The 25,642-nt window shown below is 60.8% G+C and carries 23 protein-coding genes and 1 pseudogene; 5 read left to right on the forward strand and 19 right to left on the reverse strand.

Annotated features, from left to right (window positions below; genetic code table 11):
* Position 1 precedes the first annotated feature (1 nt).
* Positions 2-1,129, reverse strand: coding sequence for a BMP family ABC transporter substrate-binding protein (locus DTW90_RS24715; protein ID WP_149341630.1), 1,128 nt, complete (start codon positions 1,127-1,129; stop codon positions 2-4).
* Positions 1,130-1,453: 324 nt separating this feature from the next.
* On the opposite strand from DTW90_RS24715, the gene DTW90_RS24720 reads away from it, so the two are divergent.
* On the forward strand, positions 1,454-2,134 hold the full coding sequence (locus tag DTW90_RS24720) for a GntR family transcriptional regulator (RefSeq protein ID WP_149341632.1): 681 nt from the start codon (positions 1,454-1,456) through the stop codon (positions 2,132-2,134).
* Positions 2,135-2,348: 214 nt separating this feature from the next.
* Here DTW90_RS24720 and DTW90_RS24725 read toward each other — a convergent pair whose 3' ends face one another.
* From DTW90_RS24725 to DTW90_RS24745, 6 genes and pseudogenes are all read right to left on the reverse strand, one after another.
* Positions 2,349-3,668, reverse strand: coding sequence for an amidase (locus DTW90_RS24725; RefSeq protein ID WP_149341634.1), 1,320 nt, complete (start codon positions 3,666-3,668; stop codon positions 2,349-2,351).
* A gap of 41 nt (positions 3,669-3,709) precedes the next feature.
* Complete coding sequence (locus tag DTW90_RS38170; protein ID WP_348642664.1) at positions 3,710-4,768, reverse strand: branched-chain amino acid ABC transporter permease; 1,059 nt, start codon at positions 4,766-4,768, stop codon at positions 3,710-3,712.
* Positions 4,742-5,595, reverse strand: a pseudogene (locus tag DTW90_RS37670) (branched-chain amino acid ABC transporter permease); the annotation flags it as partial. The gene DTW90_RS38170 and the pseudogene DTW90_RS37670, both read right to left, overlap by 27 nt.
* Positions 5,596-5,601: 6 nt before the next feature.
* Positions 5,602-6,327: an ABC transporter ATP-binding protein gene (locus DTW90_RS24735; protein WP_246665023.1), complete on the reverse strand. Its 726-nt coding sequence runs from the start codon at positions 6,325-6,327 to the stop codon at positions 5,602-5,604.
* A complete protein-coding gene (locus DTW90_RS24740; RefSeq protein ID WP_246665024.1) occupies positions 6,320-7,129 on the reverse strand; it encodes an ATP-binding cassette domain-containing protein in 810 nt (269 codons plus the stop codon). The genes DTW90_RS24735 and DTW90_RS24740 overlap by 8 nt, the downstream gene beginning before the upstream one ends.
* Positions 7,126-8,331 carry an ABC transporter substrate-binding protein gene (locus DTW90_RS24745; protein WP_149341638.1) on the reverse strand — a complete coding sequence of 402 codons (1,206 nt, stop codon included), beginning with the start codon at positions 8,329-8,331 and terminating at the stop codon, positions 7,126-7,128. The genes DTW90_RS24740 and DTW90_RS24745 overlap by 4 nt, the downstream gene beginning before the upstream one ends.
* A gap of 150 nt (positions 8,332-8,481) precedes the next feature.
* On the opposite strand from DTW90_RS24745, the gene DTW90_RS24750 reads away from it, so the two are divergent.
* Positions 8,482-9,489 (forward strand): sugar-binding domain-containing protein, encoded by a 1,008-nt coding sequence (locus DTW90_RS24750; RefSeq protein WP_149341640.1) that lies wholly within the window; start codon positions 8,482-8,484, stop codon positions 9,487-9,489.
* A gap of 4 nt (positions 9,490-9,493) precedes the next feature.
* On the opposite strand, the gene DTW90_RS24755 is transcribed toward DTW90_RS24750, so the two are convergent.
* The 6 genes from DTW90_RS24755 to DTW90_RS24780 form a co-directional block, all read right to left on the reverse strand.
* Positions 9,494-10,474, reverse strand: a complete 981-nt coding sequence (locus tag DTW90_RS24755; RefSeq protein ID WP_149341641.1) for a ribokinase — start codon at positions 10,472-10,474, stop codon at positions 9,494-9,496.
* Between the two features lie 103 nt (positions 10,475-10,577).
* The gene (locus DTW90_RS24760) at positions 10,578-11,045 is read right to left on the reverse strand and encodes a MarR family winged helix-turn-helix transcriptional regulator (RefSeq protein WP_149341643.1); all 468 of its coding nucleotides are present in this window, start codon (positions 11,043-11,045) and stop codon (positions 10,578-10,580) included.
* A 3-nt stretch (positions 11,046-11,048) separates the two neighbouring features.
* Positions 11,049-11,675 carry a cysteine hydrolase gene (locus DTW90_RS24765; protein WP_149341645.1) on the reverse strand — a complete coding sequence of 209 codons (627 nt, stop codon included), beginning with the start codon at positions 11,673-11,675 and terminating at the stop codon, positions 11,049-11,051.
* Between the two features lies 1 nt (position 11,676).
* The gene (locus tag DTW90_RS24770) at positions 11,677-12,720 is read right to left on the reverse strand and encodes an ABC transporter ATP-binding protein (RefSeq protein WP_149341647.1); all 1,044 of its coding nucleotides are present in this window, start codon (positions 12,718-12,720) and stop codon (positions 11,677-11,679) included.
* Positions 12,707-13,486 (reverse strand): ABC transporter permease, encoded by a 780-nt coding sequence (locus DTW90_RS24775; protein ID WP_149341649.1) that lies wholly within the window; start codon positions 13,484-13,486, stop codon positions 12,707-12,709. Before DTW90_RS24775 ends, DTW90_RS24770 begins: the two co-directional genes overlap by 14 nt.
* Before the next feature lie 8 nt (positions 13,487-13,494).
* On the reverse strand, positions 13,495-14,409 hold the full coding sequence (locus DTW90_RS24780; protein WP_149341651.1) for an ABC transporter permease: 915 nt from the start codon (positions 14,407-14,409) through the stop codon (positions 13,495-13,497).
* Positions 14,410-14,999: 590 nt separating this feature from the next.
* Here DTW90_RS24780 and DTW90_RS24785 point away from each other — a divergent pair.
* Positions 15,000-16,079 carry an extracellular solute-binding protein gene (locus tag DTW90_RS24785; protein WP_132525981.1) on the forward strand — a complete coding sequence of 360 codons (1,080 nt, stop codon included), beginning with the start codon at positions 15,000-15,002 and terminating at the stop codon, positions 16,077-16,079.
* 120 nt (positions 16,080-16,199) lie between these two features.
* Here DTW90_RS24785 and DTW90_RS24790 read toward each other — a convergent pair whose 3' ends face one another.
* The 6 genes from DTW90_RS24790 to DTW90_RS24815 all read right to left on the reverse strand — a co-directional run bounded on the left by DTW90_RS24790 (position 16,200) and on the right by DTW90_RS24815 (position 21,257).
* A complete protein-coding gene (locus DTW90_RS24790) occupies positions 16,200-16,682 on the reverse strand; it encodes a MarR family transcriptional regulator (RefSeq protein ID WP_149341653.1) in 483 nt (160 codons plus the stop codon).
* A gap of 103 nt (positions 16,683-16,785) precedes the next feature.
* Positions 16,786-17,817, reverse strand: coding sequence for a leucyl aminopeptidase (locus DTW90_RS24795; protein WP_149341655.1), 1,032 nt, complete (start codon positions 17,815-17,817; stop codon positions 16,786-16,788).
* 54 nt (positions 17,818-17,871) lie between these two features.
* Entirely contained in the window at positions 17,872-18,504 is a 633-nt protein-coding gene (locus DTW90_RS24800; protein ID WP_149341657.1) for an N-carbamoylsarcosine amidohydrolase, read from the reverse strand.
* Positions 18,505-18,515: 11 nt separating this feature from the next.
* Positions 18,516-19,268 carry an Asp/Glu racemase gene (locus DTW90_RS24805; protein WP_149341659.1) on the reverse strand — a complete coding sequence of 251 codons (753 nt, stop codon included), beginning with the start codon at positions 19,266-19,268 and terminating at the stop codon, positions 18,516-18,518.
* A gap of 61 nt (positions 19,269-19,329) precedes the next feature.
* A complete protein-coding gene (locus tag DTW90_RS24810) occupies positions 19,330-20,130 on the reverse strand; it encodes an alpha/beta hydrolase (protein ID WP_149341661.1) in 801 nt (266 codons plus the stop codon).
* Positions 20,127-21,257 carry an FAD-dependent monooxygenase gene (locus tag DTW90_RS24815; protein ID WP_149341663.1) on the reverse strand — a complete coding sequence of 377 codons (1,131 nt, stop codon included), beginning with the start codon at positions 21,255-21,257 and terminating at the stop codon, positions 20,127-20,129. Before DTW90_RS24815 ends, DTW90_RS24810 begins: the two co-directional genes overlap by 4 nt.
* A gap of 372 nt (positions 21,258-21,629) precedes the next feature.
* On the opposite strand from DTW90_RS24815, the gene DTW90_RS24820 reads away from it, so the two are divergent.
* Positions 21,630-22,172, forward strand: a complete 543-nt coding sequence (locus DTW90_RS24820; RefSeq protein WP_246665025.1) for a (2Fe-2S)-binding protein — start codon at positions 21,630-21,632, stop codon at positions 22,170-22,172.
* Positions 22,165-25,641 carry a molybdopterin cofactor-binding domain-containing protein gene (locus tag DTW90_RS24825; protein WP_149341667.1) on the forward strand — a complete coding sequence of 1,159 codons (3,477 nt, stop codon included), beginning with the start codon at positions 22,165-22,167 and terminating at the stop codon, positions 25,639-25,641. Before DTW90_RS24820 ends, DTW90_RS24825 begins: the two co-directional genes overlap by 8 nt.
* Position 25,642: the final 1 nt, after the last annotated feature.

Raw genomic sequence — 25,642 nt, forward strand, 5'->3', positions numbered from 1 at the left:
ATCAGGCTGTGGATCCCACGACGCCCTCGACGAGATAATCCATGCTCTCCAGCTCGATTGCGTCTTCGGCATAGGCCTTGCCGCTGTCTACCACCTGCTTGCCCTTGTTGTCCTTCAACGGACCCTTGAAGACGGAGAAGCCGCCGGCCGTCATCTCGGCCTTGGTCGCCTCGAATTTCTTGCGGCCTTCGTCCGACACGCCGGGGCCAAGGGCGCTCATCTTGACGAAGCCGTCCTTCAGGCCGCCGCGGACGAAGTTCGGCAGGGTCTGCCCCGCCTGAGCCTGCTTGATGAAATTGCTATAGACATTCCCCCACGCCCATTCGGCGCCGGTCAGGTATTTTTCAGGCGCGAGCGGGCTCTGGTTTGCGTGGTAGCCGCAGACGAATGCGCCGCGACCGGCCGCCGTCTGGACAACCACCTTCGGGCTATCGACATGGCAGGTGATGACGTCGGCACCCTGGTCGACGAGTGCGTTGGTGGCTTCCGCTTCCTTGACCGCCAACGACCATTCGCCCGTGAAGATGACCTGGCAGGTGATGCCCGGATCGACCGAGCGCGCGCCGAGCAGAAAGGCGTTGATGTTTTGCAGCACCTGCGGAATGGGTTTGGCGGCGACGAAGCCGATCTTCTTGCTCTTCGTCGCATAGCCGGCCGTAACGCCGTTCAGATACTGACCCTGGAAGATATAGCCGAAGTAGGACCCGGTATTCGTCGGGTGCTTGTCCTTCTGCCACAGGCCGCCGCAATGACGGAACTGGATGTTCGGATATTTGGCCGCCATCGCCAGCATGTGTGGATCGAAATAGCCGAAGGACGTCGGGAAAATCAGCGAAGCCCCGTCGAGATTGATCATCGATTCCATCGTCTTCTGGACGTCGACCGTCTCCGGCACGTTCTCTTCCTCGACGACCGTAACACCCGGCATCGCCTTGACGACGGCAGCACCTTCGGCATGTGACTGGTTGTAGCCATAGTCGTCCTTGGGACCGACATAGATGAAGCCGACGGTCAGCGCCGTCTCTGCGGCGGCACGGGAAGCAAGCAGGCCGGGAACCAGACCGGCAAGCGCACCGGCGGCTGAAGTCTGCAGAAAGTTGCGGCGGTTCATGGAAAGGAGTTTGGTCATCGCGATGCTCCCTTGCGGCGCGGGGCCGGTTAAATTGGTTACAAGAAAGTGTATGCAATGGCCGTGCCAAATTTTAACCAATTGAAAATACGTGATTATATTTTCTCCCATTGGCGACATGTAAAAAGTGTATGCAGATTTCGGATGTGGAAAGGTCAAAAATTAATCACTGATTAAAAAACGCGCCGGCACAGCGATTGCGGCGAAGGGGAAGCTTCTCACAGACCTGGTTTTCTGTGAGTTTTCGAGCGATTTCCGCCAAATTTGACTTTCGGGTTCTCACAATACATCTGTATGCACTCAGGCAACACGCAGATTGAGTCCGTGAAACAAGTCAGGCGCAAGGAAATCATCCGGGCAGGAACGACCGTCGAGCAGATGGTGCGGGCGATTGCCGACATGATCGTCACCGGCGTCATGTCACCTGGCGATAAGCTCGATGAAATATCGCTTGCCGCGCGCTTCGACGTATCGCGCACACCCGTGCGCGAAGCTCTGAGGCAGCTCTGCGCCATGGGGCTCGTCGGCCGCGAGCCCAACCGCAGCGCCGTCGTCACCAATGTCAGCGAGCGTTATCTTCATTCGATGTTCGAAGCGATGGCGGAACTCGAGGCGATCTGCGCTCGGCTTTCGGCCCAGCGTATGACGATCGATGAGCGACACGCGCTGGAGGCGGAACACCGCGCCTCGATGCAACTCGTTCGTCGCGGTGCCGAAGAAGACTATGCGGCCCACAATACGGATTTTCACACGCGGCTTTACCGCGGTGCCCACAACGATCACGTCTATGACCTGGTGACCCAGACGCGAGCGCGTCTGGCACCCTTCCGCCGCGCGCAGTTCCGCCTTCCGGGACGCCTTGCCAAATCCTATGAAGAGCACGACGTCATCGTGACGGCGATCATGCGTGCCGATGCCATCGGCGCCGGCCAAGCCGCCTATTCGCATGTCTCGATCGTCAGCGACGCCAGCACGGTCTTTGCATCGGTAAAAGACGAAGGCTGACGCCGGCTGCGCTTGCTTCGCTCGATGCGCCGACTGATCCGAAAAGCGAATTAGCCTCGGATAAACAGCTCGAAGACGGCTCTCAATGCAGTGACCGTGTCCAAGTTACCTAATCCCCTTCGCGAGGCGTTCAAATGGCCCAAAATGAAGAAGAAATTAAGTTTCAAAACCTTAGCCGTGAGGGTTGCCTCAAACGGCTGATGCCCGGGGACATTTACAGCCCGGCTCGAGAAACGAACCAGGAAGCCGCCTTGAGGAGGTAGTGGTCGCGGCCATGCTGACCGATGAGTTGAACGCCGATCGGCAGGCCGTGAGCACCGGTCAGAAGCGGCAGGGAGACGGTTGGAAGGCCGCAGAGGCTCCAGGGCATGGACATCGCTCCTGAACCCGGCCCGTCTTCGAGACGAGTTGCTTCGCCCGGAGTAGACAGTGTGACCAGCAGATCGCGATCGGCAAAAAGGTCCGAAGCAAGCTCCGTCAGGCGATCAGCCTGCGCGTCGAGTTCGAGGTAGCGCGGTGCGCTCGTGGTGCGGCCGTTTTCCACGCCGGCGCGAAGCGGCGGGCAAAGACGTGAAAAGTCCTCTTCGCGCAGTCCGCCGAAACGGAAGGCAAGATGCGCATCGAGCAAGCCCATGACAACGATCAGCGCGTCGTCGAACTCACGCGGCAGGCTTGCTTCTTTGAGCGCGCCCACCTTGCCCGCAACCTTGGCAAGCAGGGTTTCGAGCGCTGCTGCCGCATCCTGTGAGGCCAGTGGCCAAGCCGGACCGCAAACAAAGGCCATTCTAGGAGCTGGCAGAGCGTCACTCCATCCGGTATCGCCGAGATCCGGATCGAACGCGCTTGCAAAGAAGCCCAAATCCTCGACGGAGCGTGCCAGGAAACCCAGATGGGCGAGGCGCGGAACAAGGATATTCGAGCCTCGCATATCGCTGAAGCCAAGCGACGGCTTGAAAGCATAGGCACCGCAAAATGATGCTGGAAGTGTCGTCGACGCGGTGTGCTGAGTGCCAAGCGCAAGCGGCACCATGTAATCGACGACCGCGGCCGCGGAGCCCGCCGACGAAACACCCGGCGATCGTGTCAGATCCAGAGGATTGCGCGTCGGGCTCGGATGATACATTCCGAATTCCGATGTCGCGGTCTTGCCGATGATGATCGCGCCTGCTTCGCGCAGGCGGGTGACCGCTGCCGCGTCCGCAGCCGGGCGTCGGCCGCGATAGATTTCGCTGCCATATTCCGATGGCATGTCGGCAGTATCGAAAACGTCCTTCACACCGACCGGTAATCCATGGAACAGGCCAAGCTTCTCGCCGGTGGCACGGCGGGCGTCGGCGGCCTTTGCCTGGAGGATCGCCGCATCTCTGTCATAGTGGCTCCAGGCGCGGACATCGCCATCGCGCCGGTCGATCCGATCCAGACAGGCGGTGACGAGATCGACAGATGTGAGCATTCCCGATCGCAGAGCCTGCGCGGCCTCGATTGCGGAAAGAACGGCGGGATTGTCGGATGAGTTCGGTTTATCTATCGGCATTTGTATCTCGATTTCGAGCTGTTGATCTCAGGAAGTCGTTGCTACGCTTTCGTCCGGTCGGCCTTGCCGCGATACGCGCCCAGAAGTCCGGGGATCCCGGCCAGGTGGGAAATCAGGCCGTCGCGGAAAAGAAGGACGCACAGCACGAAGACGATGCCCTGGATGACCAGAACCCATGCGCCGAAGGGAGCCAGTATCTGCTGCATCATGGCGACGATCGCCGCGCCCACGATTGGGCCGGACAGTGTGCCTATACCGCCAACGAGCGCCATCAGGACGGCTTCGCCGGAAAGCTGCCAATGGGCGCCAGAGAGGGTTGCGAGCTGGAACGCGATCGCGCTGATCGAGCCGGCCAGGCCGGCGCCTGCAGCCGCAATCGCAAAAGCGCCGAGCTTATAGCGGTAGACGTTGTAGCCGAGCGACAGGGCGCGACGCTCGTCGTCGCGGATCGCGACCAGAATCATTCCCAGGCGCGAGGACAGCAGCCATCGCATGCCCCAAAAGACGACCACGAGAGCGATCACGGCAAGGCCGTAGACCGCCCTGTCATCGCTCAGATCGACAAGGCCGAAAAGTATACCGCGAGGAACCGATTGGATACCGTCATCGCCGTGGGTAAAGGGCGCTTGCGCATAGACGAAATAGACCATCTGCGCGATCGCCAGCGTGATCATCGCCTGATAGATCCCCGATCGGCGTATCGCGAGGGCTCCCATCGCCAGTCCGAGAACGAGCGCAGACGCGACGCCGAGCAGCAGCGCGACTTCAGGTGACAGCATCCATACCTTCATGGCATGGGCCGTGACATAGGCGCCGGTACCGAACAGCGCCGCCTGTCCGAACGAGACGATGCCGACGAAACCGATCAGGAAATTGAATGAAGCTGCAAAGATCGCCAGGCATGCAATCTTGACGAGGTGGATCGGGTAGATCGCCACCGGCAGCAATACCAGCGCGACGATGGCAACGCCGACGAACGCCATTCTGCCGGCGAGCGGCAGATGGAATGCTATCTCACCATCGCCGCCAGGCAATCTTGCTGCGCGAAACTCATGGCGCTTGATCACGGAAAGCCCGAACAAGCCCTGGGGACGCACCATCAGAAGAATACACATGAACGCAAAAATGACGAAGCTCGACGCCTGCGGATAAAGGGCCTGGGTCAGGCTCTCGATCAGTGCAAGGCAATAGCTTGCAACCAGGGTTCCGCCGATCGATCCCATTCCGCCGACAATAATGATGGCGAAGACGACCAGCAGCAGATCTTCGCCCATCAAGGGACTCACCTGGTAGACCGACGCCGCGAGAGCGCCAGCCAATCCCGCCAGTGCCGCTCCGAAACCGAAGGCCACGGTTCGCACGCGCGGCACCCGGATTCCGAGTGCGTCGGCAATCATCCCGTTTTCCGAGACGGCTCGCAGTATCGCACCAACCTTGGTGCGTTCGATCGCCAGCCATACGATCAGGCAGACGACCAGCGAAACGCCGACCACCCAGATGCGATAGACCGGCAAAAAGACAAGCCGAGATCGACGCCGCCTGAAAGCCAGTCCGGTGCCGAGAACGGCAGGCCGGTCGAGCCGAAACGCACCTGGAAGGTGCCTTGGATTGCAGTCGCAAGGCCGAAGGTGAGCATGAAGCCGTAAAGCGGGTCGAGGGAATATGTCTGGCTCAGGAGGAGCCTCTCGATGACGATCCCGACGACCCCAACACCCACGGTCGCAATCGCCAGCGCCGGCAGATAGCCGACGCCGAGAATTTCGACGGCTGCGAAGGCGGCGAAAGCGCCCATCATATAGAGCGCTCCATGCGTCATGTTCAGCACGTTCAGGAGGCCGAAGATCAAGGCCAGCCCGAGGCTCAAGAGGGCATAGAAGGAGCCGTTGACGAGGCCGATCGTGAGGTATCCGAGAATAAGGTCAAACATTGCAACTCACAGGACGAGGTATTGTGCAAGGTGGCGCTCCACCTCAAGCGGCTCATCGACAATGCGCTCGGCCACAACGCGGCCGTGCTCGATCGCGACGATGCGATCGGCAACACGCAAGACGAATGCGAGGTTCTGTTCCACGAGCAGGATCGTGAAGCCCCGCCTCTTGAGGGTAATGAGAGCGGCCTCGATCTGTTTGACGATGACGGGCGCCAAGCCCTCGGTCGGCTCGTCGAACATCAGCGTACGGGCGCCAGTGCGGAGGATCCGCGCGATCGCCAGCATCTGCTGTTCGCCGCCGCTGAGTTGCCCGCCATACTGGTGCCGTCTGCTTTCCAGATTTGGGAAAAGCGTAAGGATTTCCGCTTCGCTCAGGCCTTCCGGGCCGACCGACGGCGGAAGAGCGAGGTTTTCCGCTACCGTCAGGCTTGCGAACACGGCTCGCTCCTCGGGGCAGTAACCGACGCCAAGCCGCGCGCGGGCGGCGGGCCCGAGCTTTGTCGTATCGACACCGCCGATGGCGACCCGACCGGACTGACGTTGCAGCAGGCCCATCACCGATCTCAACACCGTCGTCTTGCCTGCGCCATTGCGGCCGACCAGTCCAACGACTTCGCCGGGCATGATCGTGAAGCTGACGCCGAACAATGCCTGCGAGGCGCCGTACCATGTCTCTAGATCGACGACGTCGAGGGCGGGTTGCGCCCCCTTGAAAAGACGTTCAGTCACTTGCGCTTCCCCCGATATAGGCCTCTCGGACGCGAGGGTCCGAGGCCACCTCGCCATAGGTGCCGCGACTGAGAAGGCAGCCGCCTGCAAGAACGGTGACCTCCTGTGCCAGCCGTTCGACGACATGCAGATTGTGCTCGACAAGCAGAACCGAGCAGCGACCGGCCGCCTTTGCGATCAGCGACGTCACTTCGGGAATGTCTTCCCGCGCAAGACCCGCCATCGGCTCGTCCAGCATCAGAAGACGCGGATCGAGCAACAGTGTGGTGACAAGTTCCAGCAGGCGCTTTTGCCCATAGGACAGGTCGGCCGCACGTTCCTTGCGGCGCAGGTCCAGTCCCGTTTCTGAAAGCAGGCGCGCTGCTTCTTCCCCCAGCCCAATAGCCCGCCGCGAGCTCATCAGGGAGGCTTTGTCGGCATGTCTCCCAAGCGCCATCCTGAGGTTGTCCTCAACGGACAGATCGGGGAAGATCGCCGAAATCTGGAAGGACCGGGCAAGGCCACTGCGAGCCAGACGGTCCGGACGCCAGGCCGTGACATCGGTTCCGGAAAAGACCACACGCCCGGCCGTCGGTTTTACGAAACCGCTGATGGCGTTGAACAGCGTCGACTTGCCGGCGCCGTTCGGGCCGATGACAGCATGAGTGCCGTAAGGGGCCAATGACAGGGAAACATCCTTCAAGGCGTGGAAATCGCCATATCTAACCGTCAGGCCCTCCACGAACAGCAAAGGCGACAGACGGTCATCGGTGGCGGTATTGACCGCCACCGACGTCTTGTCGGATGTGTTCATGGCGCTCATTGAGCCTTCGCCGGAATGGCACAACCGGATTCGGCGACCGGCTTAAAGGCCTTGTCCGCAGGGATCGTAGCGAGCTTCTCGTAGAGATCCCAGGGGTTGCGGCTTTCGCTCGGCGCCTTCACGCGATAGACGCCGAGATCGTAGGTGACGCGGCCGTTTTCTTCCACCGTCGCCGGCTTGCCGAACCGGTCAACAGGCAGACGACGCATTTCAGCATTGACGATTGCGGCGTCGTCGCTGTGGGCGGACTTCGCAGCCTTCAGATAATGTAGCACTCCGGTGTAGACGCCAGCCTGCTCGCGGGTCGGCATGCGATTGTGCTTTTCGAAAAAGCGCTTGGCGAAGGCGCGCGTGCCATCGGTCTCATCCCAATAGAAACCCTCGGTCACGATCAGGCCCTGTGCCGCTTCGAGACCGACGCTGTTGATGTCGGTAATAAAGGTGTGCAGCGCGGCGACCTTCTGGCCACCGCGGGTGATGCCGAACTGGCCTGCCTGCTTGATGGCATTGACCGTATCTGCGCCTGCGCTGGCAAGAGCAACGACCTGCGCCTTGGAGCTGCGTGCGCGCAGCAGCAGCGCGGAAAAGTCCGCCGTGCCCAGCGGATGACGGGCGCCGCCGACGACCTGCCCGCCGCGGGCTTCGACGACGCGCGTTGCGTCCTTTTCGAGATCGTGGCCGAATGCGTAGTCGGCAGTCAGGAAGTACCAGGATTTGAACCCCTGATCGGCGAGGGCTGCCGCCGTCCCCTGGGCGAGGGCGTAGGTGTCGTCCGTCCAGTGTGTGACGTAGGGCGAGCACTGCGCGCCGGTGATATCGACGCTGGCAGCGCCGGAAATCTCCAGCGACTTCTTCTTTTCATTGGCAATCGCCATGAGGCTGAAGACGACGCCGGAATGCGGCAGGTCGACGATGACGTCGACGCCCTTGCGGTCGAACCATTCTCGGGCGATCGCGGATCCGACATCCGGCTTGTTCTGGTGGTCGGCCGTGATGATTTCGATCGGGGTCCCATCGATCGAACCGCCGAAATCTTCGACGGCCATGCGCGCGGCAATGATCGAGCCTTGCCCGCCGACATCCGCGACGACGCCGCTCTGGTCTCCCAGGACGCCGATGACGACCTTGTTGTCGGTGAAATCGGCAAAGGCCGATGTGGCGATGCCACAGAATGCAACGGTGGCCAAAAGAATTTTACGCATTCGTCTTCTCCGGTTGAGGTTGGCAATGTGATATGCGCACTCAGTGACACACATGTGACATACTAGGAACATATGTACCAGAAGCGAAAGCCGGTTGCATGATCGGGCATCCCGAGGCAATTTCTGCCGCGCAGATGGAGATTGGAAAAAGTGTCGAACAGAATTAAAGGGACCAAGCAGATAGAGTCGGCTAGCGCCGACGAGCCGACCGACGTTGCTCTGCTTGCGCGCATCTGCTGGTACTATTTCAAGGAAGGCCAAACGCAGGAGGCGATCGCCCAGCGGCTCTCCATCACGCGCAAGCGCGTCAACCAGCTTCTCGGTGAAGCGCGTCAGAGCGGCCTTGTCCAGATCTCAATCATTGGAGACCGCGGCCCATGCTATGAGCTGGAAGCCGCGCTAGTCGAGCGGTTTGGCTTAAGGCACGCCATTGTCGTTCCGGCACCCATGCCAGGCAGCGATGTTCGACCTTTCATTGGCGCGGCCGCGGGTCAATACATATCGAATGAACTTCCGCGTGGCGGGTCTCTCGGCATTGGCTGGGGAGGAACGATCAATGCGGCGGCGCAGAACCTTCGGCCACGCCAGAATATGCAGAACCGGGTCGTAATGCTTTCCGGTGGCCTGGCCGAGAGCACGCTGATCAATCCTTACGACAATGCGGCGATGACGGCGCGCGCCCTCGATGCGACCTGCTCCTATATGACCGCGCCGATGTATGCCGAAACCCGCGAACTTCGTGATGCTCTCCTGAAGAGCGAACCGATCCGATCCATTCTCGACATGGTCAGGCGATTGGACATGGCACTTCTGAGCGCCATCGATCTTTCCGAACAATCGAAATCGCTGGAATATGGTGTCATCAGCCGAGAAACCTGGATGTCGCTGAAGGACGCCGGCGCCGTCGGGGACATTTGCGGGCATTATCTCAATGCAGAGGGAGAGGTTGTCGATCATCCGCTTGCCCTATGGGCCGTTCATCCTCCACTCGATAGCTTGAGGGCGATACCGGCACTCGTTCTCGCGGCAGGCGGCCTTCAGAAACTGCCGATCATCAGAGCGGCGATCAATGCGCGCCTTTGTCATGTCCTTGTAACGGATGAGGACGCTGCGAAGGCGCTCGTCGCCGGTAAGGGATACGAACCGAAATCACCATGAGCAATCAGCCCGTATCGTCTATTCGTTCCACATAGAACTCGATCCCATACCCGGCGCCGACGGACAGAGGCAAGGAATGCGGATTGATTAGAGCCGCCATAACCACGTCGCGCCCGGGAATGGACGTCTGCGCGCCCAACTCAGTGCAGGCCAACGAGCCGGCGATGGCGGAGACACGCAGCGCCCGTTCGATGTCTCCATGCCGGTCGAGTTCGGCGGCGAAGTAGCCGCAGAACGTATCGCCGGCACCGACCGTGTCAATGGGTGTCACCGGTAGAGCGGGAACCTGAATGATCTGGCCGTCCGAGATCGCCATCGCACCCGCCGGTCCGAGTGTCACGACGATCGTCTGATGGCAGTTGTCGTGGAGACGACGAAGAGCGGCGATCTGGTCGTCTAGCCCCTTCAGCGGCTGACTGGCGAGCAACGCGAACTCGCTCTCGTTGGCGATGACGATATCCGCCATCGAGGCCAGATCAAGGACGTCGCCGGTAGCCGGCGCAATGTTGAGGATTGTCTTCACCTTCCGGCCACGCGCCATCGCCAGTGCCCGGGAGATCATGTCGGCGTGGATTTCCATCTGAAGCATCAGGAAATCGCCCTGCCGACTACCGGCAAGTGACCGCTCCACATCCTCTTCGCCAAGCATCCCATTTGCGCCAGCGACAACCGTGATCATGTTCTCGCCGTCGTCGCCGATGATGATGAAGGCGCTGCCGGTTGCCCCTTCGACCTGCCTGACACGGGACAGGTCAAGTCCCGCCTCCTTCAGCACTGCCAATGCCGGCTCGGCAAAACCGTCACGTCCCACCGCGCCGATCAGATGCACGGGCCTCCCGGCACGGTGGACGGCAAGCGCCTGGTTGGCTCCCTTGCCACCGGCTGCGGTGTTGGCGGAGCGGCCGGCGACCGTTTCGCCAGGCCGCGGTAGGCGGCGCGTGCGCGCGACGAGGTCGATATTGATGGAACCAAGCACTGTGATCATCTGCATTCCCTTTATTGGGTGAAGCGACTGCGAGGCGCGCGCATGGCCGCGCGCTACAGGCTGCAGCTCGTTTAATTGGCAGTAAGAACCGAGGCTCGCCGGGTCAGGAGATCTTGCGTAACAGCTCGGCGAGCATGGCACGCTCGGCGGGTGACAGTGTTGACAGGGTCTCTTCCGAGATGTCGTTCGCGACAGGCAGGTTGCGGGCGACCGCGGCCTCGCCTTCCTCGGTAAGGGTCAGGACGAGCCGTCTGGCGTCGGTCGTATCCGGCGCGGTACGGACCAGGTTGCGCTTTGCCAACCGGTCTACCACGCCCTTGATGGTCGCGACGTCCATCGCCGTCTCGCGCCCAAGATTGACCTGCGAACAGGGCTGGAGGTCGCGCAGTTTGACCAGCGCCGCCCATTGCGTCGTCGTCAGCTTCTCGTTCATTCGGCTGGTAAAGATCGCAACGTGCCGCTGGTTTGCCTGTCGCAGAAGATATCCAATCTGTTCGGCAAGCGTATAGGCCCCGGCCGCTTTGTCACTATGGCGCGGCTGGCTCGGCACCTCCTGATCCACGTTCGGCATGACCTATCCTTTGGTGAGAGTGCCGCGAGCCGCAGCCGCGTCCACTGCGCTCAAGATCTCTTCGGTCGAAAGCAGCAAGATTTGTTCGGGCATGCGCGGTGCAAGCTGGTCGATGACCGCGCGATGGGCCGCGCCATCGCTGCTTGCCACCGCATCCGTCGCAATCACCACGAGGTAGCCGAGGTCGATGGCCTGGAGAACGCTGGAATAGACGCAGACGTCGGTTTCCGCTCCGGAGACGATGATGGTCCGAACACCGTTCTTCTGCAGCCGCGAATGCAGGGTCTCGTTGGAGAAGATCGAGTACCCCGGTTTGTCGAATATCTGTCCGGCCGGCGCGATCGCCCGCAGCGGCCCCATCAGGTCGTGAAGGGCTGGATCGTGATGATCGCCGGTCAGCATGGACCAACGCTCGTAGTAGGGCTTCCAGCATCCGGACGCGTTGTCCACGGAGGCAGGCACGATAAACCGCGCAAATAGCGTCTCGGACGGCATGCGCCGGCTGAGCGCAATGACGTTTTCGAGAATGTCGCGCATTGCAGGCGCGTGCCATACGGTCTCTTCGGCGAAAAGCCGCTGCATGTCGATGACCACGTGACAGTAGCCATCAAAGATGGTCTCGATCTTCATTCTATTCGACCAACGCGACGGTGTGCTCGGGCATCCACGATAGCGTGACGTTTTCGCCTTCGCGCAGAAGGCTGCCGTCGCGATTCTGCGAGAACAGTTTCAGCTCGCGTCCCTGATTGGTCACCAGGTGATAGGAGAGCACTGGCCCTGCATAGATCACCGTCTTGATCTGCGCCGAGATCCGATTCTTGCCTTCGCCTGACGGCGACATCTTCTCGGGCCGGATGGCGAGCGTCACCTTCGTTCCTGCCGACGGCAGTGTGCCTGAAACGTCGACCATGCCGCCATCTTCGAGGCGGACACCGCCATTCTCCACGGTGCCGGGCAGAAAGTTCGAGTCACCGAGGAACTCCGCCGCAAATCGCGTTCGCGGTCGCTCGTAGACGTTTGCCGGCTCGCCGATCTGGACGATCTTGCCCTTGTCGAGGATCGCCACCTTGTCGGACAGCGTCAGCGCCTCTTCCTGGTCATGCGTGACGAAAATCGTCGTCAGCCCGCTTTCGCGCTGGATGCGCAAGAGCTCGACCTGCATTTCCTGGCGCAGCCTCCGATCGAGCGCCGAAAGCGGCTCGTCGAGCAGCAGGACGCTCGGCTTGATGACGATAGCGCGAGCTAGCGCGACGCGCTGTTGCTGGCCGCCCGACAGCTGCTTCGGCAAGCGGTCACCGAAGCCCGGCAGCCGTACCATTTCGAGCGCGCGCTCGACTTCCTTGCGGGCGACCTCGCCGCGGATGCCGCGACGTTCCAGTCCGAAGGAGACGTTCTGCGCAATCGTCATGTGCGGGAAAAGCGCGTAGGACTGGAACATCATTCCAATGTTGCGGTGCCAGACGGGAACGTTGGTGACATCCCGTTCGCCGATCGTCACGCTGCCCTGATCGGCGGTAATGAAGCCTGCAATAATACGCAGGAGCGTCGTCTTGCCGGAGCCGGAAGGGCCAAGCAGACTGGTGAAAGAGCCTTCAGCGAATTCCGTCGAAATATCGGACAGGACAGGCACCGAGCCATAGCTCTTGGCAACCGACTTTACGTTAACGTGGGTCACGATTTTCTCCGGGTTTTGCGAAGCGGGCGAAGATGAGAATTGCAGCCATGGAGCCGAGTAGAAGGATGGTGGAGATCGCATTGATCTCAGGCGTGAAACCCTTGCGGATCGCCGAATAGATCTGCACCGGCAACGTCGTGTAACCCGGCGTCGCCAGGAAGTAGGAAATCACGAACTGGTCAAGCGAGACGGCAAACGCAAACAGGGCGGCGCCCAAAATGCTTGGAAAGAGCAGCGGCAGCGTTACCGAATAGAAGGCATGGATCGGCGTCGACCCAAGGCTCATCGCCGCTTCCTCAAGATCTGCGCGGATCGTCTTGAACCCGGTACCAACGACGATGACGACATAGGGAATGGCGAGTGCAACGTGGCCTATGATCAGTGCGTGCATGCCGCGGCCTATTCCACTCCAGTAGAAGAAGATCAGCATCGCCGTCCCGGTGATCAGCCAAGGAATGGCGATCGGTGGCAGGAGCAGCAGCTGCAGCAGGCTGCGTCCGCGGAAGCTGCGGCGGGACAGCGCCACGGAGGCTACGGTTCCGAGCGTCGTCGCAACCACAGCGGTGATCACGGCGATGATGATGCTGTTCAGACCCGAAGTCAGCAGCACGGTATTGCCCATCAGGGCGACGTACCACCGGGTCGAGAAACTGAACGGCAGCTGGTAGAGCGGCGATTCATTGAAGCCCATCGCCATCATCACGATGATCGGCGTGTAGAGAAACGCCAGGATCGCAAAGAGATAGAAACGTCCGAGTGTCTTCATTCCAGCACCTATGCGACGGATCCACGCTTCAGCACGCCGGAGAACGTGGCGAAGATCGCCAGAACCACGGCCAGAAGCGTGAAGGAGAGTGAAGCTCCGAGCGGCCAGTTAAACGCCTGGGTGAACTGGTCCTCGATTACGGTTCCCATCGTCACGCCGACGCGGCCGCCAAGAATGCGGGGCTCCATGAACGAGCCGATCACGGGAACGAATGTCAGAACGGCACCGGAAATCAGGCCGGGCGCAGCCATCGGCAGGAGGATCTTGTAGAGCACGACCCACCAGCGAGCGCCGAGGCTGAATGCCGCTTCGATAATCGCGTCGTCGATGGTCGAGAGCGCGATGTAACAGGTCAGGATCATGTAGGGCAGATAGCCATGTACCAGACCAACCACGATCGCCGGCCGAGTGTAGAGGAAGCCGATCGAACCGGCCCCCGGCGCGATCAGGTGAAGGACATAGTCGAGGAACCCGCCTTCACGCAGCACCATCGTCCAGGAAAAGACGCGCACCAGTCCGTTGGTCCAGAAAGGTAGGAGGATGAGGATCAGCAGCACCTCTTTGGTTCTGCCAATCGTGGCGCGGGCAAGAGCAAGGGCCGCAAAGAAACCAAGCACGGCACAGAAAAACGTCGTCCAGAAGCCGATCAGCAGCGAGCTGATCCCGACGCCGATCAGATAGGGCTGATCGATGAAGGCGCGGTATTGCTTCAGCGTGAAGACAATCGGCTTGTTGCCCAGCGGCGTTGCCGTCATGAAGGAAAAGGCAAACATCGCCAGCAAGGGAATGAAGACGGCCAGCGTCAGCCAGCCATAGGTCGGCAAAAGCAACGCGCCTGTCGTCACCCATGACGGTAGCCGCCCTGACTGCCTTCCTTCAAGCGCAACCACCGACGGGGGTTCTTGAGCGTTAAGTGTGGCCATCCAGCCGTCCTCCGCGACCACAACGACCTTCGCGTCGCTGCAGCGGTCAAATCCAATATTGAAGTTCACGCGCCGGCCGCGTCATGCCGCAGCACGGTTTCTCGCGCCGATGCCGATATCGCGTTATCCGCTAAGCGGTCGCTTGCATGATTGTCTGTGACTGCCTCATTTGCTCACCCTCAAATTCTTCTTTCTTTGTTTTGTGTACAAATGATTTCAGCAGTCCCAGTCATTGTCAAGCGCGCTTTTTCGCCGAACGCTTAGATGCTGTTTTTCCTGCAAAATAGCCAGGGCAACGGCGCCGGCCTGGGCCCGTTCATCGCAGCGGAACGTGCTGAATGTCCGAGAATATCGTTAGATCGGAAACCAAGGCATCTAAACCGCGGTCAAACGGCGCTTGACAAGATAGAAAACTAGGGACAGGTTATTTGTACACGAACGTTTTTCTGCGAAGTTGCCCAGGGCCTTCGCGGCGGGAAGATCGTGAACATATTTCGTTGCGGATGTTCAGAGGATGCGGGGAGGCATCACCGCACTCGCCTGCGCAGCCGCAGACAAAATCCAAAAAACTATCGACAAGGGGTACAGAGATGAACAACTTCACCCGAAGACAAGCCCTCGGCCTGATGGGCACCGCGGCGGTTGCCGCCACAACCGGTCTGTCGCTTTCGACGCGCCCGGCGCTCGCCGCCGGCAAGATCACCGTTCTCAACTGGCAGGGCTACGGCACCGACGAAGCCTGGGCGCTGAAGGCCTTCAAGGAAAAGACCGGGATCGAAGTCGTTCACGACTACTTCAGCTCCGAGCCGGAAATGCTGACGAAGCTGCGCACCAATCCGGGCGCATACGACGTCGTGCTGATCAACAGCGCCCGCTCTCAGCAGGCCGCGGGTGACGGCCTGCTGACGCCGATCGATTTTTCGAAGATCCCGAATTCAGCCGGCCTTTCCCCGGAACTGAAGAACCATGCAAACCTGCAGCTCGAGGGCAAGACCAACGGCGTCGCGTGGGTGTGGGGCATCACCGCGCTGGCGGTTGCCGATGGCACACCGAAGCCGGACAGTTACGCCGCGCTCGGCGCTCCTGAACACAAGGGCAAGGTCGCGCTGTTCGACGACGCAGTGACCGGCGTCGCCATCGGCGCGCTGCTTTCCGGGCAGGATATCAACAATCCGACCGACCTTGCAGCAGTTGGCGAAAAGCTCAAGGCTTTCAAGCAGAACGTCAAGCTTCTGTGGTCGAGCGAAGACCAGTGGAACAAGTCCTTCGCCGCCAAGGAATTCGATCTCTCGGTCTACTGGTCAGGCGCAACGGTCCGCTCGAAGCGCAACAGCCACCTGCCCGTCGATTTCGTGGTTCCGAAGGAAGGTGGCATCGGCTGGCTCGACAGCCTCTCCATTCCCGCCTCCGCACCGAATCCGGAAGCCGCGGCAACCTTCATCAACTACATGATCGACCCGGACTTCTATGTCGAATGGGCAACCAAGATCGGCGCTCCGGCCTCGGCCAACGCCGCCGCTATGGAAAAGCTGCCCGCCGACGACCTGAACCGCCAGATTCACAAGCCCGAGTATCTGAAGACCATGGCAATTCAGTCCGCTCTTCCCGACGACCGCCGTGAAAGCTTCAACAATCTCTGGCAGGAAGTGAAGGCGTTCTACGCCAGCTAATGATGACGGCTGCCCGGTGCCTTGCGGTACCGGGCAGCTATTCAGACGCGCCCTGGGCTTGAATTGATGAAATGCGCCGGCGAAAGGCATTGCGCCGGGACAGACGAAGTCCGTGACGGCTCAGCCGACGTCTGCGACATCAACCGCATCCGGATCGACATCGGCGATCTTGCGTAAAAGGTAGAGCAAAGCGACCTGCTCCGCCGGGTTGAGCGGCCCCATCGTCTTCTCAGTGATGGAACGCGCGCGCGGATACATCTGCTCGAGGATCGCCTCGCCCGCTGGCATCAGAGAAACGATCACCTTTCGTCCGTCATAGGCATCCCGAGAGATCTCGATCATATTCTTCGACTTGAGGCGGTCGATGATGCCGCGGATCGTCGCCTGGTCGACGGCGGTCGCCTTGACCAGCTCGCCCTGGGAGATCGGTCCGTTGTCGCGTAGCGCGCAAAGCGTCACGAACTGAACCGACGTCAGCGAAGGATCGATGGCATTGTCCTGGAAGATCGCCAGGTGGCGCTGATAGGCCTTGCGCAGCAGATGTCCCACCTGGTCTGTGACGCGGTAGGGCCCCCCTGGAGGCTTGCCTTCACCATTGCTCATTCCTGCTCCAAACCTCCTCGACATCAGATGAAGCCGATCGAAAAACGGCTGCACCAGCATGCTGGTACAGCCGCGTCACCATCATGCGGTCGGTGGCCGATGTTTACCCGAACTTATGCTGCATTTCCTTGACGGCGATTTCGCCCTTCAGGACCATGGGCTCATCATCCAAGAAGAGGCTGCAATTACGCATCGGAATGTCGAGATGGCAAGCCGTATCGTTCGGGCCGCCCAGCTCGTTGTTCGGACCGGTGGAGAACATCACGTTGCCATAGAATGAGCGCGCCTCCATGCCCATGCCGCCCGGGAATTCGCCAGGCACCATGCGATGCCACTTGGCGTTCTGATTGAGGCCCCAGCCGACATGGCTCATGCCCATGCCGCGCGGATCGTTGAAACCGGCCATGTAGGACTTCACGAGTTCAGCATCGAGACCGCCACGAATATCGGTGATCCAGCCGTTTTCAATGGTATAGATGATCGGATCGCGGACATAGATGTTCTGCGGCAGCAGGATGTCCCCCGGGGCAACGACAATCGTGCCATCGACGCCGTCGTCGTCACCGCCGGTGAACACGAAACCCGATGGCCAATGGTCCCAACGGCCTGGCTCATCCGTGCATGCGTATTCGGTGATCGCGGGATAGGTGTTGAGCTTGTAGGTGACGTCCGTACCGTGCTCGGAGGTGATGCGCATCACCTTCGCCTTGGACAGAAGCTCGCCGGCAAATTCGACACGCTCACGCAGTTCCTTCGTCGGCAGCATACGGGCGAGAACTTCCGGCGGCTCTACCGCCGTCAGAATGCGCGTGCCGGATGCCTGGATCGCCATCTGCTCCGGGCTGAAAAGCAGGAAGATGCAATCGATGACCATGTCTGCTGCCTTAAGAGCTTCCACCGCATCAGGCATGGCTGCCAGTCCGGTCTGGCCGACGGCCCATGCACCTGCCGGCGGAACCGGCGGCAACCGCATGTGATACATTTTTGCGCCGAGGCGCATGCCCGCCGCCATGAAAGCATCGGCATAATCGAGGCGCTCGTTACCCTGGGTCAGGACGATAAGCTTTTCGCCCTCGTGAACGCCTGACATCTTCAACTGATGCAGGCAGATTTCCGTGAAGCTGAACTGATCCATGCTCGTTCCCTTTTATTGCTTGAGGACTGCAATGCCTCGTATCGTTACGGAAAGTCAGGCTTTGGCCTTGGCGATTTCTGCGATCGCCTCCGCCTTTGCGACGACATCGCCATATTTGCTGTCGATATCGAAAAGGTTCGCATTGTGTGGATCGGGATGCCGGTCGCCGACGCAGTCGCGCACCACGATCGCTCGAAAACCATGCTGAACTGCATCCACTGCACTGGCGCGAATGCATCCGCTGGTCGAGCAACCCGCCATGATGACAGTATCGATGCCCTGCGCATGGAGATGCGAGGCAAGGCTGGTCCCGAAGAAAGCGCTGGCATACTGCTTGACGATCACCAACTCGTTCCTGGCGGGCTCAACCTCGTCGCAGAACTCTGCAAGCACGTTACCCTCAACCATCGCCTTCATCACTGGCGACTTCTTCACCCACATACCGCCGTCGGCGCAATTTTCCGCCAGATACAGAATGCGGGTGTGAATGACCGGAATGCCGGCCTTGCGAGCGGCTTCGATGAGTTCTGGCGTCTGCGCCACGGCATCGACGACACCGGGCGCATAGAGAGGCGCGCCCTCGATCGTATAGGCCTTCAGAAAATCGATAACGAGCAGCGCAGGGGACCGGCCGAAGCCGATCCTGTTGCCCCACACACCCTGATAGTTCGCTTCGGCCGTCTCCATCTCAGAGCTCCCTAGTATGCGCCTGATAGCAGCGCGCCCGCACCGGGGACCACCGGTTCGAGATCCAGCGACTTCAGCATGAAGTAGGTCGTGGCAACCGCCGCGGTTAAGACGGGCTTGCCGGTCATCGCTTCCACCTTGGCGATGGCGGCCAGCGACGGCATCTGCACGCAGGCCGACAGGACGATCACATCGACACCGGTCAGATCGAGACCGGCAACGATCTCAGGCAGGTTCTGCGGATCATGACGGCCAACGGCGAGATTGTCCGGGATTTCAAGGGCGCGCCAGTCACCGACTTCGAAACCTTCGTTCCTGATATAATCGACGACCAGTTCGGTGAGCGGCTTCATATAGGGCGCGACCACCGCGATCCGCTTCGCCTTCATGACCTTCAGCGCTTCGACAAGCGCACCGGCGCTGGTGACGACGGGCGTGTTCGCGCCGTTCTCAACCGTGCGGCCCCGAAGGCGCGTCTCGGATTCGCGGTGATAGCCATGACCCATCGCCATGATCGCGACGAGGCACGCGTAACCGAGAACATCGACCTGCGCGTCGGAAAGCTCGAGCGCGCAGCGATCGGATTCCGCGTCCATCGCCGCCAGCTCTTCCTTCTTGACCGTCTTCATCCGCATGCGGCTGGAGTGGAAGGTGAATCGTTCCGGGCGGATCGACTGCCTTGCGAGCAGCATCGCGGGGATTTCCGTCTCCATCGTGGTGTTGGAGCTCGGCACGATTTGACCAATGCGATAAACCTTTTGCACGGCTTGTCCTTTTGCAATGCGTTCAAAAAAGCGATGACGCGGCTGCCGCGTCATGGAAAAGTCACTGGATCAGGAAGTCGCCGAGCGCGACGAAAAAGCCTTCAAAGTCGTCCCAGGGGATCATGTGGCCGGCATTCTGAGCATGGGTGATCTGCAGCGAGGGATTGAGACCTTTGATCTCCTCTTCGTCCGCGGCCTGGATGACGCCGCCGCGGCCGGCAACCATGAGCATGGCCGGAACGGTCAGCGTGCCGAAATCAGGCAGGATATCGATGTCGTGGAAATCGCTGAACGCCTTGATGATCCCGGGCGCATAGCAGGTGTGGAGCCATTCGGCGCGCAGTTGCAGCTGCTCCTCGGTCCAGGTTGGGCAAAACGCCTTCATCGCCTCGCCATCCATGCCCTTCTCGGCAAGGGCGATCGAGTCGGTATACCAAGGCAGCTTGCTCGGGTACGGACGACGACCAGGACCGGAGACAGGCGGATCGATCAGCGCCAGGCGGCTGAAGACGCTTGGCGAACGGTTGGACGCCCGCATCGCGATACGTGCGCCCATGGAATGTCCGAGTATGGCCGGATGCTTCAACCCGAGCTCGCCGGCAAAAGCAATGACGTCATCCGCCATCGCATCGAGACCGTAGTCGAGTTCGGGGCCGGTCGAGGAGAGGCCGCGCCCGCGAACGTCGAGAACATAGACGTCATGGCGCAGCGCCAGCCTTTCGGCAACAAAGCCCCAGGTGATCGCCGGCGACGTTATACCGGGAACCAGGACGACCACGGGCCCCTTGCCGCCGTAGCGGAGGTAGTGCTGGCGGATGCCATTGGCGAAGACATTCGCTCCATAGAGAAACCGGCCGTTCATGCTGCATCCTCCGTGCGCAGCGGTTCGGCGTAGACGTCGTAGCCGTAGACCCAGGAGGGGTCTTCCTGCGTCAGCAGGAACGTATTGGCGTTGGAAACAACTTGAACACGCGTCGCCCGGTCACGCCGGTTGACCTCATAGAGTTTGAAGGCGGTCGCGTAGTCGGAGATTCCGGTCTCCAGCAGGCAACGGGTCAACATCGCGGCATCTTCGATCGCCATCGCCGCACCCTGCGCCATGTGCGGCTTCATCGGGTGGCAGGCATCGCCCAGCATCACCAGCCTGCCCTGGCTCCAGATCGGCAGCGGATTGCGGTTGAAGAGCGGCCACTTGGTGACCGTCTCGGTGCTGTCGATCAGCGCTTCGATGACAGGGTGATAGCCCGGAAATGCCGCATGCATTTCTTCGCGGCTGCTGTCGACGAATGCCGTTTCGAACTCCCACGCGTCGTGTGGAACGCCGGTAACATAATAATATTCGTCTTTCCGGCTGGTGGTGAAATAGACCATCATGTGACGGTCCGGACCCCACCACTTCACACAGTCTTCGAATTCGAGATCGTACTTCTTCAGCCGCTCCGCATTGATCAGCGCGCGATGTCCGACCCAGCCGCTATAGTTGGGCTTTTCGAAGCCGAGCAGCGTCTCGCGAATCTTCGAATTGATGCCGTCGGCACCGATAACGATGTCGGCGCTCGCCGAGGTGCCGTCCTCGAAGGTCATATGAACGTCAATGCCGGTGTCTTCGATCGTCGCAAGCTTCTTGCCGAAGTGAAGGGTGCCGTCCTTCAGCGTGTCGCACTGCAGTGCCTGCAGGTCGCCGCGATGAACCGTGCAATAGGTATGGCCATAGCCTTCCAGAGGGATGCGCGAGAGATACTCGCCCGAAATGCCGTCGCGGCTCAGCCAGAACGTCGGCGTGCTGCTGATCGACACTATTTTTTCGGCAACGCCGATGCGCTCGAAGATCTTGAGCACGTTCGGGCCCATGTGAATCCCGGCCCCAAGACGCGAGAAAGTCGGCGCCTGCTCATAGACGTCGACATCAAAACCGGAATGCTGAAGCAGCGACCCGGCCACCGCACCGCCGAGGCCGGCACCGATAATGGCAATCTTCTGTTTTCCCATAAGCTGCTCCCCTTTTCTGGCTGGCAATGCATCGCCATCAGTTTCGGCCAGATTAAGCGTATACACTATTTATTGCAAGCGAGATTTCGAAGATCAAGACATTCTTACTTCGCAACAGACGCGGCACGGCTATTGGAAATTTGGTCGACCGGCCTGTTGACAGCCGATCCATCTTAAATCAGTGTATACGCTATTAAATAAAAAGGGAACGCGCTCCTTCGCGATATCGGTCGATCCGGCCGCAAAGGCAGCGAATATCAGGCGGCGAAAGCCGGCCATGGAGACTGGGATGCTAGATCTGGCAATCGATTTTGCCACAATCGCCCTCCCCGACCGGTGCAGCGAATGGCATGCCGCGGGAGCGATCCTCACGTGAGCGCATCGTCAATATCGATCAGGGTGAATGACGCACAGCACACGGTCTGCTGCGATCCGAAAACCCCGCTGCTTTACGTCCTGCGCAACGACCTCGCCCTCAACGGCCCGAAATTCGGCTGCGGGCTTGGCGAGTGCGGCGCCTGCGCCGTGCTGATCGACGGACGCGCTGTCCGCTCTTGCGTGGTTCCGGTAACCGCAGTGCAGAGCCGGAGTGTGGTCACGCTTGAGGGCCTTGGAGATAGCGCCTCGTTGCACCCGGTACAGCAGGCCTTCATCGAAGAGAACGCCGCCCAGTGTGGCTATTGCCTGAACGGCATGATTATCACGGTTGCTGCGCTCGCCCTGCGCGAGCCGAATGCCGACGATGATCAGATCAGGCGCGCCCTCGAACACAGCCTCTGCCGCTGCGGCACGCACCATGAAATTCTAGCCGCCGCCAGGCGTGCCCTGATGCTCTCGAGGACCGCGAATTCGCCGGAAGGTCCGGACGAAGAGCTGGCAAGCAGCGAAGCAGATCAAGGAGAGGCGAATGCTTAGCGTTCATTCCACGACGCTGGATGGCCCCTTGTTTCTGGTCATTCACGACGATGGCCGCATCGTCGCCTTCAACGGCCATGTCGACCTCGGCACGGGGATCCGCACATCTCTTGCCCAGATCGTCGCCGAAGAGTTGGATGTCGCGTTCAAGAGCGTCGAGATGGTGCTCGGCAGCACCGTCGGCGGGCCGGACCAGGGCGCCACCATTGCCAGCGAAACCATTCAGGTCACCGCCGTTCCCCTTCGGCAGGCGGCAGCGACCGCCCGGCGCTTCCTGCTTGCACGGGCGCGGGCCGTTCTCGGCATCGAGGATGCGGAGCTCAAAGTGGAAGACGGCATCATATTCTGCGACGGAGAGCGGAATGTTTCGATCAGCTATGGCGAGGTGGTCGATGGTCTCGATGAGCATCTGGCGCATGATCCCGGTGTCGTACTGAAGCGCATCGCGGACTACCGGTTGGTCGGCAAATCGCAATCTCGTGTCGACATCCCGCTGAAAGCGGTTGGCGCCTGGACTTTCGTGCACGACGTTCGCGTCGCGGGCATGCTGCACGGCCGCGTTATCAGACCGCCCTATGCCGGCTTCGACCATGGCAGCAATGTCGGCTCGAGCTTTGTTTCCGTCGACGAGACCTCGGTCGCACATATCGATGGCCTTGTGGCGGTCGTCGTCGTTGGCGATTTCGTCGGTGTCGTCGCGACCCGCGAAGAAAACGCAATCGCCGCGATGAACGCGCTGAAGGTCGAATGGCTGGCTCCGGCGCGGCGGCCCGACCTGAACCGACCGGAGATTGCGCTGCGAACGAATCCCTCGACGCCGAGGCAGCTGATCGATCGCGGCAATGTCGATCTGGCGCTGGAAGGCATGCCTTCGGCGATGAACCGCACCTATATCTGGCCCTATCAGATGCACGGCTCGATCGGCCCGTCATGCGCCGTTGCGCACTTCGAGAATGATCACCTGACGGTCTGGTCGGGAACGCAGAACCCCTATCCGATCCGGCGCGATCTCGCGTTGCTGATGGATATTTCCGAAGAACAGATCGTCGTCGAGCGGCTTGAAGCTGCAGGCTGCTACGGCAGGAACTGTGCCGACGACGTGACCGCCGACGCGGCCCTTCTGTCGCGCGCGGTCAGCGCGCCTGTTCGTGTACAGCTGACCCGCGACCAGGAACATGCCTGGGAGCCTAAGGGTGCCGCCCAGGTCATGGATGTCCGCGGCGGCATCGATACGGAAGGCGGCCCGGCGGCTTATGATTTCGAAACGCGCTACCCCTCCAATCTCTCGCCGACGCTCGCCCTGATTCTGACCGGCAAGGTCGCTCCCGTGCCCGACGTGTTGCAGATGGGCGATCGAACCGCGATCCCGCCTTACGCCTATGGCAATCTCCGGGTGACGGTTCACGACATGCCGCCGATTGCCCGCGCCTCTTGGTTTCGCGGCGTCTCGGCGATGCCGAATACCTTCGCGCATGAATGCTATATCGATGAGCTGGCCGCCGCTGCTCAGGTCGATCCGATCGAGTACCGGCTCCGCTACCTGCCCGACCAGCGCGCCAGCGAACTGGTGCGCGCGGTGGCCGAACGGGCAAAATGGCAGCCGCACACGACCTGGGGCACCCTGGGCGGCGAAGGCGATCTTCTCTACGGGCGCGGCTTCGCCTATGCCGTCTATGTCCACGGGAAATTCCCGGGAACAGCCGCCGCATGGGCGGCCTGGGTTGCCGATGTAGCGGTCAACAAGAAGACGGGCGAGATCGCGATCACCAAGGTGACCTGCGGCCAGGATGCCGGCCTGATGATCAATCCGGATGGCGTCCGCCACCAGATCCACGGCAATGTCATCCAGTCGACCAGCCGGGTCCTCAAGGAAAAGGTCGAGTTCTCAGACACCGCCGTTCTGTCCAAGGAATGGGGCGGTTATCCGATCATCACCTTCCCTGAGGTGCCTGATATCGACGTTCTGATGCTCGACCGGCCGAACGATCCGCCGCTCGGCGTCGGCGAGTCGGCATCGGTCCCGAGTGCTGCGGCCATTGCCAATGCCGTCTATGACGCGACCGGCGTGCGGTTCCGCGAGCTGCCGCTGACGCCAGAAGCTATCCTTGCGGGACTGGGCAATGTCACCCCCAAGCAGGTCGATCCTCCCAAGCAGGCCCGCAAATGGTGGCAGTTCTCGCTCGGCACGGCAGGTATTGCTGCCGTTGCCGGCGGGTTTCTTCAACTGCTCTCGCCGTGGCAGCCAAGCATTGCTTCGATCAGCCGCCCGGACGCCAACGTCTTTTCTTCAGCGACCATCGAGCGTGGTCGGCTCGCCGCGGCCATCGGCGCCTGCGATGTCTGCCACGTCTCTGACGACGGACGCGCCTTCGGTGGCGGCAGGGCCCTGGAGACCCCGTTCGGCACGATCTATGCCAGCAATATCAGTCCCGACGTGACCGCCGGGATCGGCGCCTGGTCCTATCCGGCCTTCGAGCGGGCAATGCGCAGCGGGGTCAGCCGGGATGGCCATCGCCTCTATCCTGCACATCCCTACACGTCTTTCGCAGGCGCCGAAGACGCGGACCTACAGGCCCTCTACGCCTATCTCATGGGCCAGCCGCCGGTGGAGACAAAGGTACCGGAGACGAAGCTCTCCTTTCCCTTCAATATCCGGACACTGATGGCCGGCTGGAACGCGCTGTTCCATCAGCGCAGCGTAATGCAGTTTCAGCCTGACAAGGACGCCGTCTGGAACAGAGGCGCCTACCTCGTGGAAACGCTGGGTCACTGTTCGGCCTGTCACTCGCCCCGAAATGCGCTCGGCGCAGAGAAGTCGGGTCAGTCTCACCTTGCAGGCGGCTTTGCCGACGGCTGGCACGCCCCGGCGCTGGACGGTTCGGGCAAGGCCCCGGTCCAATGGACCGAGGCGTCGCTTTACGACTACCTGCGCAAAGGCAGCGCGGCCAACCACGGCAGTGCGCTTGGGCCGATGGGCCATGTGGTCAAGGCGCTGGAACCACTGCCTGACCAGGACATCCGGGCGATGGCAACCTATCTTGCCAGCCTGAACAAGCAGGAGACATCGGCCGATCCGGACGCCGATGCCGCCCAGTCCATTGCAAAGGCCGATGCAGCCGAACAAACCGCTTTTGCGGCATCACCCCGCGGCCAGCGGATCTTCGAAGGTGCCTGCGCCGCCTGCCATAGCGGCAACGCGGCGCTGGCATCCCTTGCGCTGAACACCAACCTTCACGCTGGGACATCGGACAACGTCATTCAGGCCATTCTCGCAGGCGCCGAGGCGCCGGCGGAGATGAAGGCACGAAATTCTGCCGAGACTATGTCGATGCCGGCGTTCAAAGATACGCTGAGCGATAGCGCAGTCGAGGATCTCGTTGCCTATCTTCGCGCCCGCTTTGCGCCTGACGAGCCGGCCTGGGCCGATATCAACGGCAGCCTTGCCAAAGCGCGCACTTCCGGACATTGAG

It is taken from the genome of Neorhizobium sp. P12A (assembly GCF_008365395.1).
Taxonomy (GTDB): domain Bacteria; phylum Pseudomonadota; class Alphaproteobacteria; order Rhizobiales; family Rhizobiaceae; genus Rhizobium.